This is a genomic window from Prosthecobacter sp. (assembly GCF_044222565.1).
Taxonomy (GTDB): domain Bacteria; phylum Verrucomicrobiota; class Verrucomicrobiia; order Verrucomicrobiales; family Verrucomicrobiaceae; genus Prosthecobacter.
The window spans coordinates 205984-232212 of record NZ_JBGANA010000003.1; the positions used below are offsets into that span (position 1 = coordinate 205984).

The following is a 26229-nucleotide window of genomic DNA, read 5'->3' on the forward strand; positions in this document are numbered from 1 at the left end:
GCGGGAAACGTTTGGCAACGTCTTAGACAATATCCGCACCCCCATGAGATCTGCATGCTTCTTCGTTTTGGTGCTGTCCCTTTTTCTCGCCAGCTGCCAGGGGCCCAGGGTGGATGTCGTGGTCAATGAATTGAATCCGGCGATGCTGAAGGGCAAGACGGTGGGGATTGACGGGCTGGTGATCACCTCCTCCAACTGGCCGGGAAAAGGAATCGACGCACCGGTTTTGTCCCAGATGGAGAAGGAGTTGCAGAGCGGGTTGAGAGATTCACGAGTCTCCATTCTGCCGGAAGCCATCAGTGAAGATTCGGGAGTGGAGGAATACCAGGCCATGGTGGCCAAAAATGCCCGTGAGGCGCGGCCGGGGCAGCCCGATTATATCTTCAAGATCCTGCTGCGGGCCAACTCGGTGGCCGACGACGTCAGGCTGGGCAGGGATCTGGATTTTCAGCGGCTTAGAAATGTGAGCGGTGCAGGCGGCACCTACGATGTGATGGGCTGGAACAATCCGCGCAGAGGGGCGAGTCCTTTCAGCGGTGGCTACTATACCCGACGAGAAGTGACGAGCAGGACACTGAAAGCCGATTACGTTCTGACAGACAGCAGGACCAGCAAGATCCTATGGCGGGCTGAGGCGACGGCGTCGGCCTCGCATGTGAACCTCAACAACGGGGCCACGAATTACCAAACTCCCGCGGAGCTGGCGGAAAGGATTGCCTTCCAGCCGCTGTGGAATTCGATGAATGCAGCCGCTGTCCAGCGCCTTAAAAAATCAGGTGGCCAAGGCTTTTAGCCCCTTTCAATTCTCCACTTTGCCCTGGCGCCGCTGCGGCTGGGACTCCTGAGACAGTCTTTCGGTGCGCAGCCTCTCCACCCGAAGCTGCACTGCGTTGACCTCGTTGAGGGTCAGCTCAGGTTTGACCTTCTCGGCCTGAGGCGTGGCGTCCGGGTCTCCGCCGTCCGCGGCGAGGAGGAACCACTGCAGGGCCTCGGCGGGATTCTTGGTCACGCCATCCCCCTCCATGTAGCTTCTGCCCAGACGGTACTGCGCCTTGGCATGCCCCTGCTCGGCGGCTTTGCGCAGCCACTGGAGGGATGCGGCCACATCCTTCGCTATGCCCACGCCATCGTGGTAGCATACTCCCAGATGAAACTGGCTTTCCGCATAGTTTTGCGCGGCTGCTTTCTCATACCACTTCACGCCAGAGGGAGGGCTTTTGGCCACCCCGAGACCGACTTGGTAGAAGTTGCCCATCTCATCCTGCGCCTGGGCGTTGCCCTGTTCCGCGGCTCTGCGCGTCCAGCGGACGGCCTCCGCCTCGTTCTGGGGCACACCGTCTCCGGTGAAGTAAATACGACCCATCTCGAGCTGGGCCAGCACCAGGTTTTGCTCTGCTGCTTTGCGGTACCAGTGCGCCGCCTCGGCGGGATTGAGGAGGGTGCCTTCGCCTGCGTTGCACGCTGCCGCGAGGCGGTACTGCGCCTCGGCATTTCCATGACCGGCGGATATGCGGAGCCACCTCACGCCTTCCTTCGCGTTGTACCGCACGCCGTCGCCATCCATGTAGCGCCGGCCAAGGTCGCACTGCGCCTCGACATCTCCGAGCCGGGCTGCGGCGATGTGCCAGTTCATGAACTCCTCCTGCGTATCCGTGCCCGCAGGGCTGTGTTCGATGTATTTGTTGTACCATTTCAGGCCCTCGCCGGGATTTCTGCGCACGCCTTCGCCTTGGAAATAGGCCACTCCCAGTGCGTACTCGGCCTTGGGATCTCCCTGCTCGGCCGCCTTGCGGTACCACTTCACGGCTTCCACGGTGTTCATGGGCATGCCCCTGCCGCGCATGTAGGCGTAAGCCACCTCGCTTTGCGCCAGCGGCACGCCCTGCTCGGCGGCTTTGAGAAACCACTGCACGCCCTGCTCCTCATCCCGCGGCACACCGGCCCCCTGGAAGTAGGCGCGGGCCAGCTCGATCTCGGCATAGACATCGCCGTGTTCGGCCGCTCTGCGGTACCACTTCACGGCCTCGATAGGATTGTTCTGCACCTTTTCGCTCAGGCCGATGGCCTTGCGGTGCCAGAACCACGCGGCCTCCATGTCCTGCTTCACTCCCTGGCCTTTGATGAAAGCGTGGGCCACCGCGTCCTGCGCATCGGTGTCGCCCTGATAAGCGGCCCTGAGGTACCACTCGACCGCGTCCCGGGCGTCTTGCGTGACGCCGGTGCCATGCATCAAGGCGTTTCCCAGCGCGACCTGTGCTTTCACATGGCCCAGCTCCGCAGCCTGCCGATAAAACTTTGCCGCAGCGGCCGCGTTCTGCGGCATGCCCGTGCCACGGGCGGCGCACTGGCCCAGGCTGTAAATCGCATCCACATGGCTTTCATCCGCAGCTTTGGTGAACCACTTCACCGCCTCCTGTGCGTCCTGCTTTGTGCCGGTTCCCTGGAGGCAGGCGCGGCCGAGTGCGTACTGTGCCTTGGCCAGGCCCTGATCGGCGGCCCGCTGCAGCCACTTCACGCCTTCCGCGGCATCTTTTGCTACGCCATCGCCCTGCATGCAGGCGGTGCCCAGGGCCAGCTGGGCGCGGGCAATGCCCTGCTCGGCGGCCATGCGAAACCATTTCATGGCAGCCGCGGTGTCCTGCCGCACACCGTCTCCCCGGGAATAGATGTCCCCCAGAAAAAACTGGGCGGGCGCACTGCCCTGCTCGGCCGCTTTGAGATACCATTTCACCGCCTCCGCCTTGTCCCGGCCTTTGCCGGAACCATTGAGGCAGGCATTTGCCAGGGCCAGCTGTGCTTCGGCGCTGCCTGCTTCCGCCCGGGTGCGCAGTTCGGCCAGCGTTGGCTGCTTCTGGCTCACCTTTGCCGCCTGGCCCAGGGCATCCGGCGGCGCCAGAAGGTGGAGGATGAGGCATGGAAAGAATGCTCTGCCAAGGGTGCCCGTGGCCACCTGCTGCAGGCTGAACTTTGGCCCGGCAGGGACGACAAATCCGAAGATTCGCAAGGATGTGGTGAAATTCATAATAACCCCCGCCGCAATCCAAGCATCAAAACAACGGGTGTCATCCGGGATTTTTTCTTGAGAGAAGGCGGGTGGTCTTACGTTCAGGCCTGCGGAAAACAGCCGCAGGCCCGCGGTTTCCCGTGCTGCTCATGCTATTAAATACCACAAAGTGACACCCGGCCGGGGCGGCGCATGCCATCAGCATTTCCAATCGTGGTGATTGAAAAGAAATCTTTTTCCTCCCCCCGATTGCCGTGCAGTTTCCGCCCATGAGCCGACTTTGCGTCCACACCATCACCACCAAGCCCTTGAGCCTCGAAGAGTGCCTGGTGCAGTTTCCCAAGCGGGGAGTGACCGGCATCACCATCTGGCGTCAGGCCCTGGAAGGACGTGATCTGGGCGCGGTGGCACGGCAGACCCGTGACGCAGGCCTGGAAACAGTCAGCCTTTGCCGCGGCGGTTTTTTCCCAGCAGCGACGGCGGCAGGACGCCAGGCGGCGATCGATGACAATCTGAAGGCCATCGAGCAGGCGCAAGCCATTGGCGCGCCGCTCATCGTGCTGGTGTGCGGTGCCGTGCCGAGGCAGCCTCTGGTGGAGTCCAGAAAGCAGATCGCCGATGGGATCGCCGCCGTGCTGCCTGCGGCGGAGCAGGCGGGCGTGAAGCTGGCCATCGAGCCGCTGCACCCCATGTATGCGGACGACCGCAGCGCGGTGAACACGATGCGCCAGGCGCACGAGATCTGCGACGTGCTCGGCTCGCCCAAGGCGGTCGGCATCGCGGTGGATGTTTACCACGTGTGGTGGGATCCCGAACTGAAGTCGCAGATTGATCTCGCCGGACAAACCGGCCGCCTGCATGCCTTTCACATCTGCGACTGGAAGACGCCCACCACGGACCTGCTCAATGACCGCGGCCTGATGGGCGAAGGCTGCATCAACATCAAGGAAATCAGCGACTGGGTGGACGCCACCGGCTTCACCGGACATCGCGAAGTCGAGATCTTTTCAAACAAGTGGTGGAGCGCGGATCAGAACGAGTTTCTGGACAGGATCGCCGCCAGCTACGGACAGCTCTATGCATGATCCCGGGAATGTGATGCCATGAAATTCCTTCGTTCACTCATTCATCTCGCGCTTGGCGTCTGTCTGACTGCGGCAGCCGCTGAAGCGGTGATGCATCCGCTGCGGCAGCGGGAGCAGTGGCAGTTCGAAGATCCTGCTGTCTGGGAATGGCAGGGCCAGGGGAGCGAGACGGCCCTCGTCCTCAAAAAGCCTTCGCAGTACAAGCCCAAATACCGCAGGCCCTTCAACATGGCCTGGTATGGCGGAGCCGAGTGGGACTCCTTCACGCTGACCTGTGAAGCCAGGCTCGACGCCTTTACCAAAGGCAACAACGATGTTTGCATCGCCTTTGGTGGCGCGGGAGATTCGCAGTTTTACTACGCTCATCTGGGTGAGAAGGCAGACGGCGTGCACCTGCAACTGCACGTGGTGAACAATGCAGACCGCAAAGCCATCACGACGAACCGAGCCGAGACTCTGCCATGGAAGCCCGGCCACTGGCATTCCGTCAAGCTGGTGCGTGATGCTGCATCTGGCAGCATCAAGGTCTGGTTTGATGGCCTGCTTGTGCTTGAAGCCAGCGACAAGACCTTTGGCAAAGGCCGGATTGGTCTCGGATCCTTCGACGACCTCGGTGCCTTTCGGAACGTGAGCGTCATCCCTGGCACCGCTGCTTCGGCGGAGGCTTCATCTTCACAGGCCTCTGGCACCGCTTTTAAACCTGCTGCGGAGAATCAGCGGCGGCCTTGAGTTTTCGTTTCATTCATCTCCTCCATTTCCAACTATGAACACACGCAGAATCGGCATCATCATGAACGGCGTCACCGGACGCATGGGTACGAACCAGCACCTGATCCGCTCGATCAAAGCCATCCGGGATCAAGGCGGCCTCAAGGTGAACGATGACCTCACGCTGATGCCGGACCCGATTCTCACCGGGCGGAATCATGACAAGCTGAAGGCTCTGGCCGCGCGCACCGGCGTGACACGCTTCACCACGGACGTGGATGCCGCGCTGGCCAACAAGGAGGACGAGATCTTCTTTGATGCTTCCGGCACCCTGCAGCGAGCGGGCTTTGTGGAAAAGGCGGTGGCGGCAGGGAAGGCGATCTACTGTGAGAAGCCCACGGCGGTCGAGACCAGCGAAGCTTTGCGCCTGGCCAAGCTTTGCGAAGACGCGGGACTGAAAAACGGCGTGGTGCAGGACAAGCTCTGGCTGAGCGGCATCCGCAAATTCCGCACCCTTAGGGATCAGGGCTACTTCGGGCGCATCCTCAGCGTGCGCGGTGAGTTTGGCTACTGGGTGTTTTCCGGGGAGGATGGCGACCAGCCGGTGCAGCGGCCTTCCTGGAACTACCGCAAGGAAGACGGCGGCGGCATCATCGTCGATATGCTGTGCCACTGGCGCTATGTGGTGGACAATCTGTTTGGCAAGGTGAAGGCGGTGAGCTGCCTCGGGGCCACGCACATTCCGAAACGCATCGACGAACGCGGCAAGCCGTATGACTGCACCAGCGATGACGCCTGCTACGCCACGTTTGAATGCGAGGGCGGGGTGATCTGCCAGTTCAACAGCTCCTGGACCGTGCGTGTGCGGCGCGATGACCTGCTGACCATGCAGGTGGATGGCACTCATGGCAGCGCCATTGTGGGACTGCGCAAATGCTGGGTGCAGAGCCTCGGCACAACGCCGCGTCCCACCTGGAATCCAGACATCGACCAGCCGATCAATTTCTTCGCCGGATGGCAGGAAGTGCCGGATACCACGACCTACGACAACGCCTTCAAGATTCAGTGGGAGGAATTCCTCAAGCACGTCGCACTCGGCACGCCGTTCCCGTGGACCCTGCGTGAGGGTGCCAAAGGAGTGCAGCTCGCCGAACTGGGCCTGCAAAGCTGGGAGCAGCGCAAGTGGCTGCCGGTGGGGGATCTGTGACCCGAAGCCGGCAAGAATAATTGCGGGGGGATGCGCTGTGTGATTGCGCAAGGTCGGTGCGTGGGTGAAGGTACTGCTACCGCATGCTGCGCACCGTAGGACGTTTCACACTTTCCATCGTTCATGATTTAGGGGACTTTGCTCTTTTCACCGGGCAGTCTTTCCGCTCAGCCGTCGGAGCGCGGCGGCTGGGAAAGCGCATCGTGAGAGCGGGGTTTGAGCAGGGAGTGCGCTGCCTGCCGGTGATCTTGATCGTGGGAATGTTCACCGGACTGGTGCTGGGCCTGCAGGGATATTATGTGCTGAATCGTTTTGGGTCTGAGAGTCTGCTGGGCACCCTGGTGTCCCTGAGCCTGGTGCGGGAGCTGGGACCTGCACTGGCCGCGCTGATGCTGGTGGGGCAGGCGGGTTCGGCCTTGGCGGCGGAACTGGGCATCCAGCGCAACTCAGAGCAGATCGCCGCGCTGGAGACCATGGGAGTGAGCAGTCATGCCTATCTGGTGACACCGCGTCTGCTGGCAGCCCTGGTGGTGTATCCGATGCAGACGGCGCTGTTTGTGATGGTGGGTTTGCTGGGCGGCAGCCTGTCAGGCACATTGCTGCTGGGCCTTGAGCCGGGGGTTTACTGGTCGTCCGTGGAGCACGCGGTCAAGGCGCAGGATGTGCACGAATGCTTTACCAAGGCGGTCACGTTCGGGCTGCTGACCATCGCACTGTGCGCGTACCATGGCTTCAATGCACACCGCTGCAAGTCGGCCACCGGAGCGCGGGCCGTCAGCGCCTCCACGACGCGCGCTGTGGTGCAGTCCAGCATCATGGTGCTGGCCGCCGACTACGTCATCACCTCCTTCCTTGTCTGAACATGGGCGCTGATTCCACCCCACTGCTGCGCATCGAAGGCCTGAGCAAGCGCTTCGGCGGAAACGTCGTGCTCGATGGCGCAAGCCTCGATGTGCCGAAGGGAAGCCTCGTCACGGTGCTGGGACGCAGTGGTGCGGGAAAATCCGTGCTGCTGAAGTGCCTGGCGGATGTCGAGTGTCCGGATGAGGGCACGATTCTGTTTGATGGCAGGCCGCTGGAACCGGGGAAGGGGGGCGCCCGCGCCGACTTCCGCCGACGTTGCAGCTTCCTGTTTCAGAGCAATGCGCTTTTTGATTCCCTGACGGCGCTGGAGAACGTGGCGCTGCCGCTGGAGCAGACGACTGACCTGAAGGACCAGGAGATCCGCGAGCGCAGCCTGGAAGCGCTGCGGCAGCTGGAGCTGGAGGCGCATCAGGACCGTTACCCCAGCCAGCTCTCCGGCGGGATGCAGAAGCGTCTGGCGCTGGCGCGGGCCATCGTGACCCGGCCGGAGCTTGTGCTGTTTGACGAGCCCACCGCCGGTCTGGATCCGCTCCGGCGCAATGCGGTGTTTGCCATGATCGCCAAGTATCAGCGGCAGTTCGGATTTACCGCTCTGGTCGTGACCCATGACCTGACGGAGGCGCTGATCGCGAGCGATCGCGTGGCGCTGCTTGACAGGGGGCGGATGTGCTTCGAAGGCACCCCGGCTGAATTTTCCGCTTCCTCTGCCGCCGTGGTGTGTGATTTTCGCGACAGCGCGGCGGCACTTGGCCGTACACTTGCTGCCTTGCGCCGGGGGGAGGCGCTCCAATCTGAAGAATCATGAAACAATCCAAGCTGGAACTCTACGTCGGGCTGTTCGTATTGATGGGGATCGCCGCCATCGTTTATCTGACGGTCAAGCTGGGCGCGGGAGTGATCGTGGGCGGTGACACTTACGTCATGGAGGCGCGTTTCACCAATGCGGGCGGTCTGAACACCGGCAGCAGCGTGCTGGTGGCCGGTGTGCCGGTGGGCCGGGTGGAAAGCATCCGCGTGGACGGCACCGACTACAGCGCGATGGTGACCCTGCGGGTGCAGTCCAGCCTGAAACTGCCGACGGACACCATGGCTTCGATCAAAACAACCGGGCTGATCGGCGATAAATATGTAGCGCTTGCTCCGGGAGCAGACGAAACTTACCTTAGTGCAGGTTCGCGCATCACGATGACTGAGTCTTCCGTGGATCTTGAATCGTTGATAGGAAAGATGGCCTTTGGCAGTGTTGAAAAAGGTAAAGAAGCCCCCCCTCCCGCCCCATGACCCTTCGTTTTTTGATTCCCCTCCTCCTGCTGGCGGCACCGCTGGCCGCGTCCGCACAGGTTGCGGAGGCGCAGGCCCGTCTGCAAACGGCAGTGACGGAAGTGCTGGGCGTGGCGGATCGCTCGACCCGCAGCGCACTGCCAAACACCCTGCGTCCGGTGCTGCAGAAGTACGTGAGCTTTGAAACGATGACCCGCCGCGCCGTGGGGCCAGGCTGGAGGCAGTTCTCCCCCGCCCAGCAGCAGGAGGCCACCCAGCTTTTTACCACGCTGGTCATCCGCAGCTACAGCAGCAAATTCACTCCGGGAGAGCACCCGGCCATCACCTACAAGGCGGCGGTTGCCACGGCGGATCGCGTGGAGGTGCCGACCAGCATGGTTTACAAGGGCAGCAACTACACCGTCGTCTATCGCATGGAGCAGATGCGCATCACGGATGTGGTCATCGAAGGGGTGAGCATGATCGCCAACTACCGCGCCCAGCTGGATGCCCAGTTTAAAAAAGGTGGAGCAACCGCCGTTATCAGCTCTCTTTCTCAATCTGTCTCCCGTCCCCAATGAAATACCACGCACTCACACTCCGCCTGCTGCTGCTCGCAGCCTCTCCGCTGCTGACCGACTGCAGCACCACGGGGCAAACGAACTCCGCGAAGCCCTCTGCTGCAGCCGCGCCCACCGCCGTCACGGCCAAGGGCAAGGCTCTGGACAAAGTGGGGCCGGAGAAGATCGAGGACGAAAAAGATGAGTATGCCGCGGCGGATCTTGCCGACCCCCTGCAGCCGCTCAACCGGGGAACATTCTGGGTGAATGACCAGCTCTACACCTTCATTTTCCGCCCGATCTCAAAAGGCTATCAGTTCATCCTGCCGAGGCCTGTCCGTAAGGGGATCGACAACGCGTTTGAAAACGTGAAGTACCCGGTTCGTGTCGTGAACTGCACCCTGCAGGGCAAATTAAAGCGTGCCGGGCAGGAGACTGGCAAGTTCGTGGTCAACACGGTGGGTGGCGTCGGCGGCATCTTCCGGCCGGCTGAACGCATCCCTGCACTGGCCAATCTGCCGGACGAAGACACGGCGCAGACTTTGGCGAAGTGGGGCTTTCCAAACGGACCCTACCTCGTGCTGCCTCTCCTTGGGCCAAGCACCTTCCGCGACACTGTGGGACTGGCCGGAGACTATGCTCTCAACCCGGTCAACTGGCCCTACTTGTACTGGTATGGCTCCCGATCAAAGCATGACTGGATCGTCGTGCCTCCGTTCTCCAACACCCTGCGTTCCCTGCCCACGCAGCTGGACAAGTATGACACGATCACCAAGGACGCTGTCGATCCGTATCTCTCCGCCCGCAGTGCGTATGCCCAAAACCGGGCTGAAGTTGAGAAGAGGTGAGAAGTTTGAGGGGCTTGTGAGCTGAGTTTGAGCCAGGTGATTTTTATGATCGCCTGGCCATTGCAGTCTCCCGAGTCATTCTCAGCGACTTGTCGTGCACTTCGAACGCGGACCCGCGGGAATGTAGCGCGGTATTCCGATACCGCGACGGTGCCGACACGGTATCGGAATACCGAGGTACATTTCCCAGGCCACACGCTTTGAACTTGTTCCCTGGATGCGCGTAAAGGCAGAGTTGATCTCCACGCCACATTCAAGCCGACTTGAATTCAGGTGTTCTGGAGGCGCAAATGCTCAACAGCAAGCGTCGTCAAAAGAGCGGCGATGAAACCGAAGGCGGCACCGATTCCGCTACGGCGCCGATTCGGTGTCGGTATTGCTTGCGACGGTCTTGCGTAAGCCTTCGAGCCAGATGCTGCGACTACTCAATGCAAGCAAACGAACCCCGGATCCATTTTCTGAGCCTGCCTTATTCCCGCACCGGCACAGCGCGGGGGATGTTCTCCAGCCCGGGGGCGCCGAACTGCATGGACTCGTCGTAGATCTTGCTGCGACCGCTTTCGATGTTGTTGGGAGTATCCAGGGGGTCTTCCGAACGCACGATGTGGGGCTGGATGAAAATGAGCAGTTCGTCACGGGTGGTTTGATTCTGCGTGGTGCCAAAAAACTGGCCCAGAATGGGGATGCGGCTGAGTCCAATGACGCCGTTTTTATTCTTGGTCACACGCTCGGTGATCAGACCACCCAGCACCACCGTGGCACCGTTTTTCACGGCGACTTCCGTGACCAGCTTCTGGGTGCCAATGGTGGGGACGGTGTTGTTTCCAATGGTCTGCGACCCGACGATGTTGTCATTGATCTGGGCGATGTGCAGGGTGACTTCGTTGTCCGAGTTGATCAGCGGGATCACCTCCAGCTTGAGGAGGACATCACGGTAGGTCACGCTGGTCTGTGTGCTGGCGACGCCGGCGGAGAAGCCGCCGTTGGAGAGAATGTTGGCCGGCACGGCGATGCTCTGGCCTGAGGAGATCACCGATTTGGCGGCATTCTTCGCGTAGATGCTTGGCGTGGCCAGCACTTTGAAGTTGTTGTTGGTGTCGATGACTTTGATGTAGTTGCTCAGAGAGCCGAGCTGGCCGTAGAGATTGAGCTGGCCGAACTTGGCGGGGAACTGCACAATGCCTGAGGCCGAGGTGGTCGTGGTGCCTCCGGAGACGGTGGTCGTAGAGCCACTGCCCGTGCGGCTGACGCTGAAATCCGTGAGCAGCTTGAGGAAATCGAAGCCGTAGTTGAAGTTCTTGCCGAGGCTGAGCTGGCCGATGATGGCTGAGATGTAGATCTGCTGCGGGCGCACATCCATTTCCTTCAGCAGCTGGTCGATGCGGGCGATGTGTTCGGGGGATCCTGAAACCACGAGGCTGTTGGACTGAGGATCCGCGATGAGGAGCGTTTTTCCCACCACCATGGATTCCGGCGCGCCCACTTCTTCGGGGTTGTCCAGCATGCTGCGGTCCGAGTTGTTGTTGTTGCCGAAGTTTCCGCTGGAGTTGAAGCCGCCGAAATTGGCGTTCGTGTTGAAAGCCGTGCTGTTGCCCATGTTGCTGGCATTGCCGTTGTCACTGCCGGCGTCTGAAGAGGCATTGGACGACCGGGACCTGCGACGACCACCGCCGCCACCGCTGGCGGCGCCGCTTTCACCGGACTGAATGTCGGTGTCCTTCGCCAGGGCGTCGTAGGCCACGGGCAGAAAATCCTGGACGGCCAGATATCTGAGGCGGCGCTTGAGGAAGTTGGTGCCGTCATCCTGCTTGTCGAGTTTCTGCACCAATCCCTTGATGTAGGCGATGTCCACCGGGCGGCCGATCACCAGCAGTTCGTTCGTGCGGCGGTAGGCGAAGACTTTGACGCGTGCTGCGGCCGGATTGGTTCCGGCGGTGCTGGCATTGTTTGCCTGGCTGACTGCCTGCACTGCGGGAACGCCGGGGCGTGTGGCGGCGTTTGGCAGCGCGGCAGGCGCGGGCGCCGAGGCCGTGCTCTTGGACTTCTCCTGCTGCTCAAAGATCTCGTTGATGATCTCGGACACGAGTTCCACATCGGAGCGCTCCAGCTTGATCATTTCATTGGCCGTCTCCGTGGGAGGAACATCGATGATCTGGGCGATCTCGCAGATGCTGCGGATGGTGGCGCTGTTCTCCGTGATGATGAGGGCCGTGTCGTTGGAGACACCGGTCATGGCTCCATAGGCATGCAGCTTGATGACCTGCTGAAACGCCTTGGAGGCTTCGTCTGCGGAGACGTATTGCAGCGGCAGCACGTAGTGGCAGATTTCCTCGTTCAGCGGGAGGTCGCGCAGGGAATTGTACACCTTCAAGCCATCGGCGGTGGCGTTTTTACCAGTGGATTGATTGATCAGCTTCGCGGTGGTGGCATCGATATGGATGATGACGAAATTGTTCAGCAGCAGGGTGGCTTCGATGAAGGCGATGGCGTCCTTCTTGGTGAGCAGCTGCGGGCAGCTGAGATGCAGCGGCTCGCTGCCCAGGGCGGAGTCGAGGATGAGTTTTTTCCCCGTCAGCTGGGTGTAAACGGGGATGATGGCCTGGATGGGAACCGTGGGGAAATTGAGTTTAACGGTCGCACCCTCACCCACCGGCACGTAGGTGCCTGTGCTCCCCTGCGCCGCAGGAGGAGGGAGGTTGGGGGCCAGGGCGGGTGCCTGAGCCTTGGAGGCCTGCTTGAGGCCGAGAATCAAGAACACCAACAACACGGCAAAACGCAACCGCGTTGGAAGCTGGGAAGGGAATTGCGACATATTATTGAAATTACACTCAGTATATTGAATTTAACCTTAGCGGCAAGGGTTTTAGTTAATATCTATTAAAATTCATGCTTTTTGGCCTGCCGGATTGCCGGCTTGCAAGCTCTCGGACCGCATGGAAGATCCGGGTCATGATCTCCATTCGCGGTCTTACGAAGCTTTTCGGCGCTCAAATTGCCGTCGATCATCTGACCTGGGAGGTGCCGCCGGGTAAGATCGTGGGACTGCTGGGGCCGAACGGGGCAGGGAAGACCACCACCCTCAAAATGATCACTGGCATGCTGCAGCCGGATGCTGGCTCCGCCCAGATCTGCGGGGTGGACATCGCCACCCATCCCATCGAGGCCAAGCGGCTGCTCGGTTTTGTGCCCGACTCGGGCGCGGTCTATGAATCCCTCACCGGACTCGAATTCCTTCTCATGATCGGGGCGCTGTATGGCATTCAAGAGGACGAGGCGCGGCCGCGCATCCGGCAGTTTCTGGATTTCTTTGAGCTGGATGAGCAAACTCTCACGACCAAGCTGCTGGGGGCCTACTCCAAAGGCATGCGGCGCAAGGTCGTGATCACCGCGGCCCTGCTGCACAACCCCAAGGTGGTGCTGCTTGATGAACCGCTCGACGGGCTGGACGCCAATGCCGCCGTGGGCTTCAAGGCACTGCTGGAGACCCTGGCGCGTGAGGGTAAAACGATCGTTTACAGCTCCCATGTGCTCGACGTCGTGGAGCGTGTGTGCGACAGCGTGGCCATCATGGCGCAGGGCAGGCTGCTGGTAGAAGGCTCGCCGGAGGAACTGCAGCAGCAGCACGGGGCCGACACTCTGGAGCAGCTCTTCACCCGGCTCACCGGACTCAGCGGGCTGGAGGCGCGTGCGGAATCCTTTGCCAAAAACATGCTCTCATGAGTGCCGCCGCTCCGCCGCCTGCGAAGGTCCTGCGCAGTCTTTTCTGGAAGCTGCTCTTTCGCGGACGTGCCGCGCAGCAGGCGGGTGAGAGTCAGGCGCGCCGGAAGATGGGGCTGGGTATCACCATGGTGGTGTATTCGCTGTTCGGCCTTGCGCCTGCATTCCTGGCGCAGTTCGCGAACAGCTTTGTGTTTGCCGTGAGCCTGCACAGTCTGACGATGATGTTTGCCTCCCTCACGCTGGCCTCCAGCGCGGGCACGATGCTCTTCATGAAGGAGGAGGCGGAGATCCTGCTGCACCGGCCCGTCACTCCGCAGCAGATGCTCCGTGCCAAGTGCTGGGTGCTGGCGGGCTTTGCATTCCTCCTCGCGCTGTCGCTGAATCTCGCGGGGCTGGTTGCGGGAGCGTGGTGCAAAGGGGCCACGTGGCGCTTTGTCCCGGCGCATCTGCTTTCGACGGCACTGCTCATGCTGTTTTCCGCCGCCAGTATTGTGCTGGTGTACAATGCCTGCCTGAAATGGTTCGGTCGCGAGCGCCTGGACAACCTCCTCGCCACCCTGCAGTCGGTGCTCACTGTGGCGATGGTCATGGGAGGGCAGATCATGCCGCGTCTGATGCAGATGGAGGCGCTCAAGAACCTTGACCATTTCAGCAGCTGGATGCTGGCGCTGCCGCCGGTGTGGTTTGGCGCGCTGGACGCCCTGCTGGGGGGCAGCACGCAGAATGCCGGCACACTTGCGCTGCCCGCGGCGCTCGCGGTGATCGTCACGGTCGTCACCAGCTGGCTGGCGCTGGAGAAACTGGGGGGAGCCTATGGCCAGGGGCTCATGAATCTGAACGAGGCAGCCGGCACCACCAAAGACCGCACCAAACCGCGCGGCGTGTGGCTGGCGGCGTTCGTGAAGCTGCCGCTGCTGCGCTGGTGGCTGCGAGACCCGGTGGAGCGGGAGGCATTCAAGCTCACCACCGCCTATCTGTTTCGTGACCGGGAGGTCAAACTGCGTCTCTACCCCGGCGTGGCGCCCATGCTCATCATGCCGCTGGTGGTGCTTTTCTCCGGCGGCGGAGACCGCGCCGGGATGGCGATGATGGCGCAGGGCTTCGCCACGTGCTTTCTCGGCATGGTCTCTTTGCAGGCCATGATGTTTCTCGGCTGCTCGGAGCAGTGGCGTGCGGCCGCTTTTTTCCATGTGGCGCCCCTTCGGCACTGGACACCGCTGTTTCATGGCTCGCGCAAGGCGGTGCTCTGCTGCCTGAGCTTTCCGGTGCTGATCCTGCAAACCGCGCTCGTCTGCGGCCTGCAGCGCTCCTTCACGCCACTGGTGCTCAGCCTCCCTGCAGTGCTGTTTCTGCCCGCCTTCTCCCTTTTGAGCGGACTCACCGGCCAGTGGCTGCCATTTTCCAAACCCTCCGAAGACATCAGAAACAGCGCTGGCGGCTGCCTGCTGATGGCGGTCTCCATGATCGCCGCAGGCATCGTCGGCGGGCTTTCGAGCTTCATGTGGCACACGGGCCATTTCCCCATTTTTCTGGTCGCCGAAGCCGTTCTGATGATCGGAGCCGGCATCCTGATGAAGCACCTCATGAGCAAGACCCCGTGGGTGGCGCAGCGGGAGTGATGTTTTTTCGTTTCCTTGCGCCGCTTTGCAGCTATGCAAGGCGCCAGCCATGACCCACGCCGAAGCTGCCAGCCGCGCCGCCTTTCTCAGTGCCGAACTTCACCGCCACAACCGCCTCTACTACACGGAGGCGAAGCCTGAAATCAGCGACCAGCAGTTCGATGCGCTGCTGCGTGAGCTGCAGGACATTGAAAAGACATTTCCAGATCTGCTGACCGCGGACTCGCCGACGCAGCGGGTGGGCGGTGCTCCGCTGGAAGGTTTCTCCCAGATCACGCACACCGTGCGCATGATGAGCCTGGACAACACCTACTCCGAGGAGGAGCTCAGCGCGTTCTTTGCCCGTGTGCAGAAAGGCCTGGGACGCGAGAGGATTGACTGCGTCATCGAGCCGAAAGTCGATGGTGTGGCCATCACGATCCGCTACGAAAACGGCATGCTGAAATACGGTGCGACGCGCGGCGATGGACAGACTGGCGACGATGTGACGAACAATCTCAAGACCATCAAGCGCCTGCCACTGCGCCTGCCGAAAGATGGGCAGCAGACCTTTGAGGTGCGTGGTGAAGTTTTCATGACGAAGGCGGGCTTTGCGAAGCTCAATCAGGAGCGTGAAGAAGCAGGCGAGGCGCTGTTTGCCAATCCGCGCAATTCCACCGCCGGCACCCTGAAGCTGCTGGATCCGAAGATCGTGGCCAGGCGCCCGCTCGACATCGTCTTCTACGGTCTGGCGGAGGCCAGCCATGTGGAATCGCAGACGGATGTGTATGCTCTGCTGGATGCCGCTGGTCTGCGCAAGGCGGACCTCATCTGGCATGCGGACAGCGCTGAGGGCCTGCTGCAGGCGATCCGCGAACTGGATGAAAAACGCAAGTCGCTGCCCTATGAAACGGACGGTGCAGTGATCAAGGTGAACAGCTTCGCCGATCAGCGCGAACTCGGCGTGACCAGCAAAGCACCGCGCTGGGCCATCGCCTACAAATACCAGCCGGAGCAGGCGGAAACGAAGATCACCGCCATCGACATCCAGGTGGGCCGCACCGGTGCCCTGACGCCTGTGGCGCGTCTGGAGCCCGTGCTGGTAAGCGGCAGCACAGTGAGCAATGCCACGCTGCACAACTACGAAGAAATCGAGCGCAAGGACATCCGTGTGGGAGATACCGTCATCATCGAAAAAGCCGGCGAGATCATTCCCGCGGTTGTTTCCGTGAAAAAGGAGCTGCGCAAGGGTACTGAGGTCCCAGTGCCAGTCCCCACGCATTGCCCGGTGTGCGGGACGGCTGTTTCGAAGGACGAGGAGCAGGTGGTCATCCGCTGTCCGAATCCGCACTGCCCGGAAGTGGTGAAGCGCCGCATCGAGCATTTTGTCAGCCGTGCCGCCATGGACATCAGCGGGCTGGGAGAATCGGTCATCGCGCAGCTGGTGGAGCTCAAGCTCGTCAAAGACGTCGCCGATCTCTATGATCTCAATGAACTGTCACTGGCACGGCTGGAGCGTGTGGGAACCAAGAGCATCGACAATTACCTCAAAGCAATCGCCGCCAGCAAGCAGCAGGACCCGTGGCGTCTCGTCTTTGGCCTCGGCATTCTGCATGTCGGCGCAGGTGGTGCGCGCAAGCTCATCGAGCATTTCAGCGGCATCGAAGCCATCGCCAAAGCGAGTGTGGAAGAGCTGGTCCAGTGTCCGGACATTGGGGAAATCGTAGCGGTCAGCATCCACGCCTGGTTCCGTGAGGAGCACAACATCGCGTTGCTGGATCGTCTCCGCGCGGCGGGTCTTAACTTCACGCAGAAAGCTGTCACCGCCGCGTCAGACAAGCTCAACGGCACCACCTGGGTCATCACCGGCACCTTGAGCGAGGACCGCGAAACGATTGCTGACACCATTCGCGCCAATGGTGGCAAAGTGAGCGGTAGTGTGAGTGGGAAGACGACCTACCTGCTGGCTGGCGAAGATGCGGGCAGCAAGCTGGACAAGGCGACGAAGCTGGGAGTGAAGATCGTCAGCGAGGCGGAGTTTCGGGCGATGCTCTGAACAGGAGAGGGATCATCTTGATCCCTTCGCCCACCTCATTCGCAGCCCCCTTCACAGACGATGCCTTGAATAGCATCTTGCTGGCGGGTGCCGAGCTGAACGTCACTGAAGTCAATATCGTCGGCGAGCCTCGTTGGGGCAGCTGGAGTCTGGGGTTGTGCAGGTTCCGTCTGGGGTGCTGGTGTGAGTGGTTCTTGGTTCATTTCGTGTGATGATATTAAAAATCGTCGTCTTCACAGGGCTTCAGGTAGCCGCTGCTCGCGCTGAGGGCGGTTGTCTCTTTCAGGTGCATGGGCTCTGGCAGCCAGGGCAGCGGGTTCTTTGTGTCTGGAGTGAGCATGGGCAGGCCACAGCCTCTGAGCCGGCAATTGGCGGTATGGTCGATGAAGCTTTCATAGTCCTCGATCTTCAGGCCCAGTGCTTTCATGGGCAGGCCCTGACGAATCAGGTCTTTTTCCAGAGCTACCGCTTCCAGCATGATGCCGAGGAGTTCTTCCCGGAAAGCGGAGTCGTTGATCGCAGGATTCTCATCCAGCAGGTCCAGGAAGAGCTGGCGGAAGAACTCGGTGTAGTGGGCCTCGTCCTTCAGAAGGTTTGAGAGAATCTGGCGGAAGCCAGGAAACCGGTTGTGAAGCTGGAGGCTCATGATGGAGCCAAACAGGCCGAAGAACTGGAGGCCCTTCATGCACTGACCGAACACGAACAGGCTGCGGGCCATCAGTTTCAGGTTTTCAGGCTGGGTAAGATCCAGGCCACGCTGGAGACCGCTGGTGTGCCTGGTGGCAAAGACCTCCTTCCGGGCGATCAAAGGCGAGGTCAGGCACAGCGCCTCACACTCATGGATGTTCACGCCGAGGGTGTGTGCGGCGTGGACCAGGGCTTCGATGCGGATGTTGTCGTCATGCGTTTCACGCCCGAGGACTAGTTTGAGTTCTGGCGCGGTCACCAGCGTGCGCACCACGTGCTGCAGTTCCCCGCCGGCCATTTTGCGGGACGTTGCCATCCAGCCGATGGCCAGTTGGAGAGTCGAACGTTCGCCTGCACTTAGATCGGCCGCATGCCATTGTTCAATGTCCGTCTGCATCTGGATGTCCGGACTCAGCGGCCCCCAGTGATCGGCTTTCATCTGCTTGTGGAGTTCATAGGCCCAGGGGTATTTGAGCGGCAGCAGATTGAAGGTCATCGTCTCACGACCGTTGACCACGCGCTTGGCTGAAAACGCGAGTTTCGCCTTTGCCTTGTCGAGCAGGAACACACGGTTGCCGATCTGGCAGGTGGTTTTCTCCGAAGTGGTGCGGATGGTCGGCTCACCCTGATACACCGTAGCGGCAGGGTTCTGTTTCACGGGCTCTGGAGCTGGCGTGGTTGGATTCGTGATGGCTGGCCAGAGTTGCTGCAACTCGGCATAGCTCTCGCGTTCAGAGGTCGCATCGGTTTGGAAGATTTCTGAGATGAAGCCGGCGACTTTTTGGTAGTCGGTGACTTTTCCCTCAAAGAAGTTCTGCTCCTTGCGCATGAAGATGACTTCATCCAACCAAGGCAACGGATCTTGAATGCCGGGATGAAGTTCTGGCAGGCCGCAGCCGCGCAGACGGCGGTCGGCAATGAAATCAGTGTAGCGCTCAAACTCCGCCATCGTCAGGCCCACCGCATTGACCGGCAGGCAGTCGCGGATGAACTCTTTTTCCAGTGCCACTCCCTCACGCATGATTTGCACCAGCTCATCCCGGAAGGCGGCGGTGCAGATCTCCGGATTCTCCCGCAGTAAGTCCAGGAAAAGGTGGCGGAAGACTTCGATGTGGTTCGACTCGTCCCGCAGCGTGTAGCGGAACATCTGCCCGATGCCGGGGAACTTGCCCTGACGATAGAGGCTGAGGATCATGCCAAACAGTCCGTAGAACTGCGTGCCCTCCATGCACTGGCCGAAGACAAACATATTTTTGGCCAGCAACTGCTTGCCTGCGATGGAGCTGAGATCGAGGTCGCTGCGCAGGTTGTTCGAATGCCGGGTCACGAACTCGTTCTTATTCACAATCGAGGGGATCTGCTCAAACATCGCCTCGCACTCATGGGGATCGATGCCCAGAGAAGAGATCATGTAGAGTAGGCTGTCGGCATGGATGTTCTCTTCATGCGCATGGCGACCCAGCACGAGCTCCAGTTCGGGCGCTGAAACAAGATCCCGCACCACGTGCTGGATGTTGTCCCCGACGATGCCCTCGGCAGCGCTGAAATAGCCAATGCCCATCATGATGATCCAGCGCTCATTGGGGGTGATCTGCTCGGAGCGCCATTGCTCCACATCCTTTTGCATCTGGATGTCCTCCGGCTCCCAATGATTGGCCATCATGGCGGCGTACTTTTCAAATGCCCACTCATACTTCACCGGAAACAGATCAAAGCCCGCAAACGGGATGCCATTGATGACTCGTTTACCCGCTAGCGCCTCCTCGGCCTTCTGCTGCATGAGGGTGAAATCGTATTTTCTGATGGGGTAGATTTTGTCCATGGAGTCCTTAAGTGGAGAAAGGTGGTTGGATACAATATATGGTATGTGAATAACTATTCTGTCAATATATGGTGTTTTATTGCGGTTCGTAAAGGCGGCCTAAAGACGCAATTCGTTGGAATTGAACGAATTTACGGCGAGCGGCCACGTCAGTGAAAAGGGCTCCGTTCGAGGGCGGGGGGCTTCCTGATTGAGTCGTTCTCGTGGGCTCTACCTCTTCCTCACCAGCCTCGCCACCAGCGCCGTCCAGCCTGTCTGATGAGACGCACCGCAGCCGCGACCGGTGTCGGCGTGGAAGTATTCATGAAACAGCAGCAAGTCTTTCCAATTGGGATGGCTCGCATAGCGCTCATCCCCATTGTGGCACGGCCGGTGGCCGCTGGCATCCGGTTCAAACAGGCGGGTCAGGCGGCGGGAGATTTCATTGGCGACGCCTTGCAGCGTCACGTGGTGGCCGCTGCCGCTGGGCAGCTCGATGGTGAAGTTTTTGCCGTAGAAATGGTGGTAGCGCTCCAGCGCCTCGACGATGAGGTAGGCGATGGGGAACCACACGGGACCGCGCCAGTTGGAGTTGCCGCCGAACATGAGGCTGTCGCTTTCCCCGGGCACATAGCGGACGGTGAGGTCGCCGCCATTGAGGCGCAGCGTGTAGGGGTGCTCTTCGTGGTACTTGGAAAGGGAGCGAATGCCGAACGGCGAGAGGAATTCCTGTTCATCGAGCAGGTAGCCAAGAAGACGCTGCAGGCGCTCGCGGGATGGAATGGCCAGCAGCCGATGCCCATGGGTGCCGCCGCTTTCACAGTAGCTCACATGCTGGGCCAGGTCCGAGCGATGATGCAAGAACCACTCCATGCGTTTCTTGAATCCCGGGAGCATGGCGATGCGATGTTCATCAAGCAGTTCAACGGCGATGAGGGGCAGAAGGCCCACCAGTGAGCGTGTGCGCAACGGCAGAGGCGGCTGGCCTTCGGCATGCAGTTCATCGTAGTAGAAGCCGTCGTCCTCATCCCACAGGCCTTCATCGCCGATGTGGTTGATGGCATCGACGATCTGCACGAAGTGCTCGAAGAACTTGGAGGCCATGTCTTCATACGCGGCATTCACAGTGCCGTCGTTTCGTTGCGCGAGTTCAAGCGCCATGTTCAGCATGGTCAGCGCATAGAAGGCCATCCACGCCGTGCCGTCCGCCTGCTCCAGTCTTTGGCCATCTGGCAGCGGCTGCGAGCGGTCGAAGATGCCGATATTGTCCAGGCCGAGGAAGCCGCCGGAAAAGAGGTTGTGTCCTTCGCTGTCCTTGCGGTTCACCCACCAGGTGAAGTTGAGCAGCAGCTTCTGAAAGCAGCGCTCCAAGAACTCGCGGTCACGCGCGCCGGCAGGAGCCGAAATTTTATACACACGCCAGCAGGCCCAGGCATGCACGGGCGGATTCACGTCGCTGAACTTCCATTCATAGGCGGGGATCTGCCCGTTTGGGTGCATGTACCATTCGCGCAAAAAGAGCAGCAGCTGCTCCTTGGCAAAGTCTGGGTCCAGCTCTGCAAACGGCAGCATGTGAAAGGCCGCATCCCACGCGGCAAACCACGGGTACTCCCACTTGTCCGGCATGGAGAGCACATCTTTGGCATAAACATGCTGCCAGTGGTGATTGCGCCCGCCCTTGCGGCTCTCCGGCGGTGGCGGATAAGCTGGGTCTCCCTGCAGCCATTCAGGCACCACATAATAATAAAACTGCTTCGACCACAGCAGCCCCGCAAACGCCTGCCGCTGGATCTGCGCATGCACTGCATCCGGCGCATAGAGCGTCTGGTAAAACGCGTCCGCCTCCTGAATGCGCTGGGTGAAAACCTCATCAAAATCAGCGCCCGCAGCAAGTGATTGTTCGCGCAGCCGCAGCTTCAGCGTCACACTGCCACCCGCAGGAATGTGCAAACGGTAGTGCGCCGCCGCCTTCGTGCCCGTCTGCGCCGGATTCACCGCTTCCAATTCACCGCCGACCACAAAACGATGAAATGCGTCCTTGGTGTAGGGCGAGGCATTGGGCGAACCGAAGAGCAGCTTCTGATTCGTCTCATTCTCCGTAAACAGCCACTGCGCCTGCGTGCCATCACTCGCCGCCATGGCCTGGAGACAGTGCTTCCCGAGATCGTCCACCATGGCAGCCTTCAGCCCGCTGTGCCTCGCTTCCACCTTTCCATCCACGAGCGTAAGCTGCGGCCGGGCCGCCCCCTCCTCCCACGACCATGTATTCCGATACCAAAGCGTGGGCAGCACATCCAGCGCGGCCTCTTCAGGACCGCGATTGTGCAGCGTGATGCGGATGCAAATGTCCTCCGGCGCAGCCTTGGCGTATTCCGCAAAGACATCAAAGTAACGTTCTTCCGCAAAGGCGCTGGTGTCCGTGATTTCAAACTCCAGGTCGTTCAGGCCGCGGCGTTTGTTCTCCTCTACCAGCTTCTGGTAGGGGAACTCGCAATGCGGGTATTTGTACAACGCCTTCAAGTAGGAATGCGTCGGCGTGGAGTCGAGGTAATAGTAGAGCTCCTTCACGTCCTCGGCGTGGTTTCCCTGCGGACCTGTGAGGCCGTAGAGCCGCTCTTTGAGAAAGGGGTCGCGGTGATTCCACAGCGACAGCGCGAAGCACAGGCGGCACTGCCGGTCCGTAATACCCAGCAGACCGTCCTCGCCCCAGCGATACGCCCGCGAGCGCGCCTGCTCATGCGGAAAAGTGTCCCACGCATCTCCTTCCGCCGAATAGTCTTCCCGCACCGTCGACCACTGCCTCTCCGAAAGATACGGCCCCCAGCGCTTCCAGTTCCCCTGCCGCTCGCGGTCAGCGCGCAGGCGTTCGTGTTCTGGGGTGGAGGAGGTCACAGCAGCTGAGCTTCGGCCTCTGCCTTGAATTCTTCAAGCAGCGCCTTCAACTGATGCGGTGTGTAAGCAGCTTTCACCGCTGCGATGGCCTCATTCGCCAGCTGGTCGCAGCGTTCGTTCTCGGTGTGTCCGGCGTGGCCCTTTACCCAGTGCCACTGAATTTTGTGCCGGGCAGTCGCCGCATCCAGTTCACGCCAAAGATCCGCGTTTTTCACCGGCTGCTTCGTGCTGGTGCGCCAGCCGTTGCGCTTCCATCCGGCGATCCACTGGCTGATGCCTTGGCGCACGTATTGGGAGTCGGTGTGGAAATCGATCTGGCAGGGTTCTTTGAGAATGCGCAGTGCCTCGATGGCCGCCTGTAGTTCCATGCGGTTGTTCGTGGTGGCCGGCACACCGCCTTTAAGTTCGCGCACGTGCTTGCCATAGGCCAGCACCGCGGCCCAGCCACCGGGGCCGGGGTTGCCATGGCAGCCGCCGTCAGAATGAATGAGGACCTTCTTCACGCCGGCGTCTGGGTGGAGTCTTCTGCTGCCCACGCACGCATGCGGCGGTCAATGAAGAAGGGCACGAAAGGCAGCAGCGAGGCGACAAAGAGCAGCACCGCGCGGCTGAAGGGCCACTTCGTGTGCATCAGCACGCGATACAGGGCAAAGCAGAAAGTCACAAACAAAAGACCATGCGCCATGCCCACGATCTTGACCGCCACAGGCATGCCATAGAAGTATTTCAGCGGCATGGCGATGAAGAGCAGGATGAGGAACGATATGGCCTCCAGCAGGGTGATGGTGCGCAGGAACGAGACGGGGTGTTTCATCGCAGGGGCTTTAGCATGGGGTGATGCAGCCGGGAAGGGAATTCGGACCGGATTTTGAAACCACTAATAGGACACTAATGGAACACTAATGCAGGAATCCAGAATGGGATTTTTCCGGTGCATTATTAGTGTGGGATTTGTGTTGGATTAGTGGTTTCAAAATCTGGCTTTTCGGGAAAAAAGAAGGGGGATCAAGATGATCCCCCTCCGGTGAATGCGTTCGGTGACTCGAAGGCTTACTTCTTCTTCAGCTCCTTCTTCTTGAGGTCGTTGTAGAGTTCGAAAGCCTTGTTGGCATTGAGACCGCCGTGCACCACGCCATGGACGGCCTGCATCATGGAGACGGGCGCATCGCTCTGGAAGATGTTGCGGCCCATGTCCACGCCGCTGGCGCCTTGCTTGATGGCGTTGGCGCACATCTTGAGGGCGTCGAGTTCGGGGAGCTTCTTGCCGCCGGCGATCACGATCGGCACGGGGCAGCAGCTGGTCACGGTGTCGAATTCCTTCTCGGTGTAGTAGCACTTCACCACGTTCGCGCCGAGCTCCGCCATGATGCGGGTGGCGAGGCGGAAGTACTGCGGGGTGCGGGCCATGGCACGACCCACAGCAGTCACGCCCATGACGGCGATGCCGTAGCGGCTGGCGGCATCGACGAGGTCGGTGAGGTTCTTGAGGGACTGGCGCTCGTAGGCGCTGCCGATGAAGACCTGGACGGCGAGCACGGAGGCATTGAGGCGGATGGCTTCTTCAATGTTCAGCGCGGTGCTTTCGTTGGAAAGAGGCTCAAAGCCGGGGCGGCCAAACTTGGCCTTCTTGCCGTCGATCTCGCCTTCCCACTCTTCCATGGGGCTGATCATCGAGGTGCCGCCGGAGGCACGCAGGGCGATGGCCTTGGTGGTGGAGGCAGGAATGACGGAGCGCTGGATGCCGCGGGTCAGCATGAGGCAGTCGGCATACGGGGCCAGGGGGAGGATGGTCTGGTCCACGCGTTCCAGGCCGGTGGTCGGACCCTGGAAATAACCGTGGTCAAAGGCGAGCATCACGGTGCGGCCGTCCTTGGGGTTGAAGACCTTGCTGAGGCGGTTTTTGAGGCCCCAGTCATACTGGTGGCAGCCCTTGAGGAAGAAGCCGGGGGCTTCCTGGGGGACGCTGGTGAAGTATTCCTTGTCCTTCTTGTCTGCTGCGCTGGTGGAGATGTCGGCCATGGTATTTCTAGGGTGCGGGTTAAACGGGGGCGCAGGATGGGCGCGAATCGGTCTCGCGCAAGCACATTGCCAGCGCTTGCAAAAGCGTCCTATCTGTGGATTCTACGCCCCCCATGTCCGCAAATCTCCTCATTTACCTTGATGGCAAACTCGTTCCTGAATCCGAGGCGAAGATCTCTGTCTTCGACCACGGCCTGCTTTATGGAGACGGAGTATTTGAGGGCATCCGCATTTACAATGGCCGCGTGTTCCGCCTTACGGAGCATCTGCACCGCCTCTATGACTGTGCCAAGGCCATCTGCCTGACCGTGCCGATCTCCTTTGAGGAAATGGAAAAAGCCACCCTCGACACCGTGGCGGCGAACAATCTCCGCGACGGCTACATCCGCCTCGTCATCACCCGTGGCGTCGGTTCCCTCGGCTTGAACCCCTACCAGTGCCCGAAGGCCAGCGTGTTCATCATCGCCAGCAGCATCACGCTGTATCCGGCAGAGCGTTATGAGAAGGGCTTGGAGCTCATCACCTGCGGGACCCGCCGCCCGAACTCCGCCGCTCTCAGCCCCCAGGTCAAGAGCCTGAACTACCTGAACAACATCATGGCCAAGATCGAGTGTCTTCAGGCCGGCTGCGACGAGGGCATCATGCTCAATGACCAGGGCTTCGTCTCCGAGTGCACTGGCGACAACGTCTTCATCGTGAAAAACGGCAAGGTCACCACGCCGCCGATCTCCTCCGGCGCTCTGGATGGCATCACCCGCCGTGCCGTCATGGAAATCCTCGCCGAAATGGGCATTCCCTGCGACGAGGCCGTCATGACGCGTTTTGACGTTTACACCGCTGACGAGTGCTTCCTGACCGGCACCGCCGCAGAAGTCATTCCTGCCGTGAAGTATGACCGCCGCCCCATTGGCGACGGTACTCCTGGCAAGCTGACGCAGGAGCTGACAAAGCGCTTCAAGGCTCTCGCCAACAGCACAGGCACTCCCGTGACCTATGCCTGATCTGGCTCAGGCGCCGGAGACGGTAGATTTTCGATGGAAAAATGGCATGCTGACTGCAAATTCATCCGGCATGACACCCCAGCGTCCATCTGCCCGCCTTCGGAGAACTCTGCTGGTTCTGGGGTGCGCGTTTGCCGGCGTCAGCTGCTCGTCCAGCCCGGAGGTGGCGGACAGCCCGCTCGACAGTCGTGCGTGGTGGAAAGGCGATGGCGTGTCCGGCAAACCCCGGATCGTCATCAATCTGAGCACCCAGCGCGTGCAGTATTTCAAGGACAAGGAGCTCGTGGGCGTGTCACCCGTATCCTCAGGGCGGGAGGGGCACGGAACCGTCACCGGCTCCTACAGCATTCTGGACAAGGACATCGACCACCGTTCCTCGCTCTTCGGCTCCTACGTGGACAAGGCGGGCAATGTGGTGCAGTCGGACGTGGACACCCGTACCGATCCTGCGCCTCCCGGGACGACCTATCAGGGGGCAAACATGCGCTACTTCATGCGCATTGTCGGCGGCATTGGCATGCATGAGGGTTACCTGCCGGGTTATCCGGCTTCCCACGGCTGCATCCGTCTGCCCACCAAAATGGCCCGCATCTTTTTCAAAGAAACTCCGGAAGGGACACCGGTCCAGATCGTGGGCCAGAGCTCACTCGCTGCCACTGAGTCCGCGATCCCGATCGGTGTGGAAATCATTACGGACGTCGCCGCCGCTCCGAAGAAGGGGAAGGCGAAAGTCGCTGCCGCAGCAGCACCTGCGAAAGTCGCCTCCGCAGCACCCGCGAAACCCGCGAAGGGAAAGCCAAAGGTCACTGTGCGCCGGGCCGTTGTGGACGGTTCCAAATCATCTGGCGGCTTTGGCTCCATGTTCAACTGGGCCAAGAGGCCGCCGCGTGGCAGCACGATCTACCTGGAAGAATAGGAG

At 60.6% G+C, this 26229-nt stretch carries 21 protein-coding genes; 14 read left to right on the forward strand and 7 right to left on the reverse strand.

What is annotated here, in order from left to right:
• Positions 1-43: 43 nt before the first annotated feature.
• Entirely contained in the window at positions 44-793 is a 750-nt protein-coding gene (locus ACILSR_RS05385; RefSeq protein WP_395748704.1) for a hypothetical protein, read from the forward strand.
• A 6-nt stretch (positions 794-799) separates the two neighbouring features.
• Here ACILSR_RS05385 and ACILSR_RS05390 read toward each other — a convergent pair whose 3' ends face one another.
• Entirely contained in the window at positions 800-3022 is a 2223-nt protein-coding gene (locus ACILSR_RS05390) for a tetratricopeptide repeat protein (protein ID WP_395748705.1), read from the reverse strand.
• 251 nt (positions 3023-3273) lie between these two features.
• Between ACILSR_RS05390 and ACILSR_RS05395 the strand changes: the two genes are divergently transcribed.
• The 8 genes from ACILSR_RS05395 (at position 3274) to ACILSR_RS05430 (ending at position 9536) form a co-directional block, all read left to right on the forward strand.
• Positions 3274-4089 (forward strand): sugar phosphate isomerase/epimerase family protein, encoded by an 816-nt coding sequence (locus ACILSR_RS05395; protein WP_395748706.1) that lies wholly within the window; start codon positions 3274-3276, stop codon positions 4087-4089.
• A gap of 18 nt (positions 4090-4107) precedes the next feature.
• On the forward strand, positions 4108-4818 hold the full coding sequence (locus tag ACILSR_RS05400; protein ID WP_395748707.1) for a hypothetical protein: 711 nt from the start codon (positions 4108-4110) through the stop codon (positions 4816-4818).
• 34 nt (positions 4819-4852) lie between these two features.
• Positions 4853-6004: a Gfo/Idh/MocA family protein gene (locus ACILSR_RS05405; protein WP_395748708.1), complete on the forward strand. Its 1152-nt coding sequence runs from the start codon at positions 4853-4855 to the stop codon at positions 6002-6004.
• A gap of 83 nt (positions 6005-6087) precedes the next feature.
• On the forward strand, positions 6088-6864 hold the full coding sequence (locus ACILSR_RS05410) for an MlaE family ABC transporter permease (RefSeq protein ID WP_395748709.1): 777 nt from the start codon (positions 6088-6090) through the stop codon (positions 6862-6864).
• Positions 6865-6866: 2 nt separating this feature from the next.
• The gene (locus ACILSR_RS05415; protein ID WP_395748710.1) at positions 6867-7673 is read left to right on the forward strand and encodes an ABC transporter ATP-binding protein; all 807 of its coding nucleotides are present in this window, start codon (positions 6867-6869) and stop codon (positions 7671-7673) included.
• Positions 7670-8149, forward strand: coding sequence for an outer membrane lipid asymmetry maintenance protein MlaD (gene mlaD / locus ACILSR_RS05420; protein ID WP_395748711.1), 480 nt, complete (start codon positions 7670-7672; stop codon positions 8147-8149). Before ACILSR_RS05415 ends, mlaD begins: the two co-directional genes overlap by 4 nt.
• Entirely contained in the window at positions 8146-8709 is a 564-nt protein-coding gene (locus ACILSR_RS05425) for a phospholipid-binding protein MlaC (RefSeq protein WP_395748712.1), read from the forward strand. Before mlaD ends, ACILSR_RS05425 begins: the two co-directional genes overlap by 4 nt.
• Positions 8706-9536, forward strand: coding sequence for a VacJ family lipoprotein (locus ACILSR_RS05430; RefSeq protein ID WP_395748713.1), 831 nt, complete (start codon positions 8706-8708; stop codon positions 9534-9536). Before ACILSR_RS05425 ends, ACILSR_RS05430 begins: the two co-directional genes overlap by 4 nt.
• A 469-nt stretch (positions 9537-10005) precedes the next feature.
• Here the strand turns inward: ACILSR_RS05430 and ACILSR_RS05435 are convergent, their stop codons facing one another.
• Positions 10006-12348, reverse strand: a complete 2343-nt coding sequence (locus tag ACILSR_RS05435) for a secretin N-terminal domain-containing protein (RefSeq protein WP_395748714.1) — start codon at positions 12346-12348, stop codon at positions 10006-10008.
• 137 nt (positions 12349-12485) lie between these two features.
• On the opposite strand from ACILSR_RS05435, the gene ACILSR_RS05440 reads away from it, so the two are divergent.
• The 3 genes from ACILSR_RS05440 to ligA are packed head-to-tail and all read left to right on the forward strand — an operon-like array spanning position 12486 to position 16910.
• On the forward strand, positions 12486-13256 hold the full coding sequence (locus ACILSR_RS05440) for an ABC transporter ATP-binding protein (protein WP_395748715.1): 771 nt from the start codon (positions 12486-12488) through the stop codon (positions 13254-13256).
• Entirely contained in the window at positions 13253-14875 is a 1623-nt protein-coding gene (locus tag ACILSR_RS05445; protein WP_395748716.1) for a hypothetical protein, read from the forward strand. Before ACILSR_RS05440 ends, ACILSR_RS05445 begins: the two co-directional genes overlap by 4 nt.
• 49 nt (positions 14876-14924) lie before the next feature.
• Positions 14925-16910, forward strand: coding sequence for an NAD-dependent DNA ligase LigA (gene ligA, locus ACILSR_RS05450; RefSeq protein WP_395748717.1), 1986 nt, complete (start codon positions 14925-14927; stop codon positions 16908-16910).
• A 217-nt stretch (positions 16911-17127) separates the two neighbouring features.
• Here the strand turns inward: ligA and ACILSR_RS05455 are convergent, their stop codons facing one another.
• The 5 genes from ACILSR_RS05455 to ACILSR_RS05475 all read right to left on the reverse strand — a co-directional run bounded on the left by ACILSR_RS05455 (position 17128) and on the right by ACILSR_RS05475 (position 24309).
• The gene (locus ACILSR_RS05455) at positions 17128-19419 is read right to left on the reverse strand and encodes a ribonucleotide-diphosphate reductase subunit beta (RefSeq protein ID WP_395748718.1); all 2292 of its coding nucleotides are present in this window, start codon (positions 19417-19419) and stop codon (positions 17128-17130) included.
• A gap of 210 nt (positions 19420-19629) precedes the next feature.
• Positions 19630-22290 carry an MGH1-like glycoside hydrolase domain-containing protein gene (locus tag ACILSR_RS05460; protein ID WP_395748719.1) on the reverse strand — a complete coding sequence of 887 codons (2661 nt, stop codon included), beginning with the start codon at positions 22288-22290 and terminating at the stop codon, positions 19630-19632.
• Entirely contained in the window at positions 22287-22793 is a 507-nt protein-coding gene (gene rnhA, locus ACILSR_RS05465; RefSeq protein WP_395748720.1) for a ribonuclease HI, read from the reverse strand. Before rnhA ends, ACILSR_RS05460 begins: the two co-directional genes overlap by 4 nt.
• Positions 22790-23104, reverse strand: a complete 315-nt coding sequence (locus ACILSR_RS05470; protein ID WP_395748721.1) for a DUF3817 domain-containing protein — start codon at positions 23102-23104, stop codon at positions 22790-22792. The genes rnhA and ACILSR_RS05470 overlap by 4 nt, the downstream gene beginning before the upstream one ends.
• Positions 23105-23340: 236 nt before the next feature.
• Positions 23341-24309, reverse strand: a complete 969-nt coding sequence (locus ACILSR_RS05475) for a 3-hydroxy-5-phosphonooxypentane-2,4-dione thiolase (protein ID WP_395748722.1) — start codon at positions 24307-24309, stop codon at positions 23341-23343.
• A 113-nt stretch (positions 24310-24422) separates the two neighbouring features.
• Here ACILSR_RS05475 and ilvE point away from each other — a divergent pair, with 113 nt between their 5' ends.
• Positions 24423-25310 (forward strand): branched-chain-amino-acid transaminase, encoded by an 888-nt coding sequence (gene ilvE, locus ACILSR_RS05480; protein ID WP_395748723.1) that lies wholly within the window; start codon positions 24423-24425, stop codon positions 25308-25310.
• A 70-nt stretch (positions 25311-25380) separates the two neighbouring features.
• Positions 25381-26226 (forward strand): L,D-transpeptidase family protein, encoded by an 846-nt coding sequence (locus ACILSR_RS05485; protein WP_395748724.1) that lies wholly within the window; start codon positions 25381-25383, stop codon positions 26224-26226.
• The last annotated feature ends 3 nt before the right edge of the window (positions 26227-26229 follow it).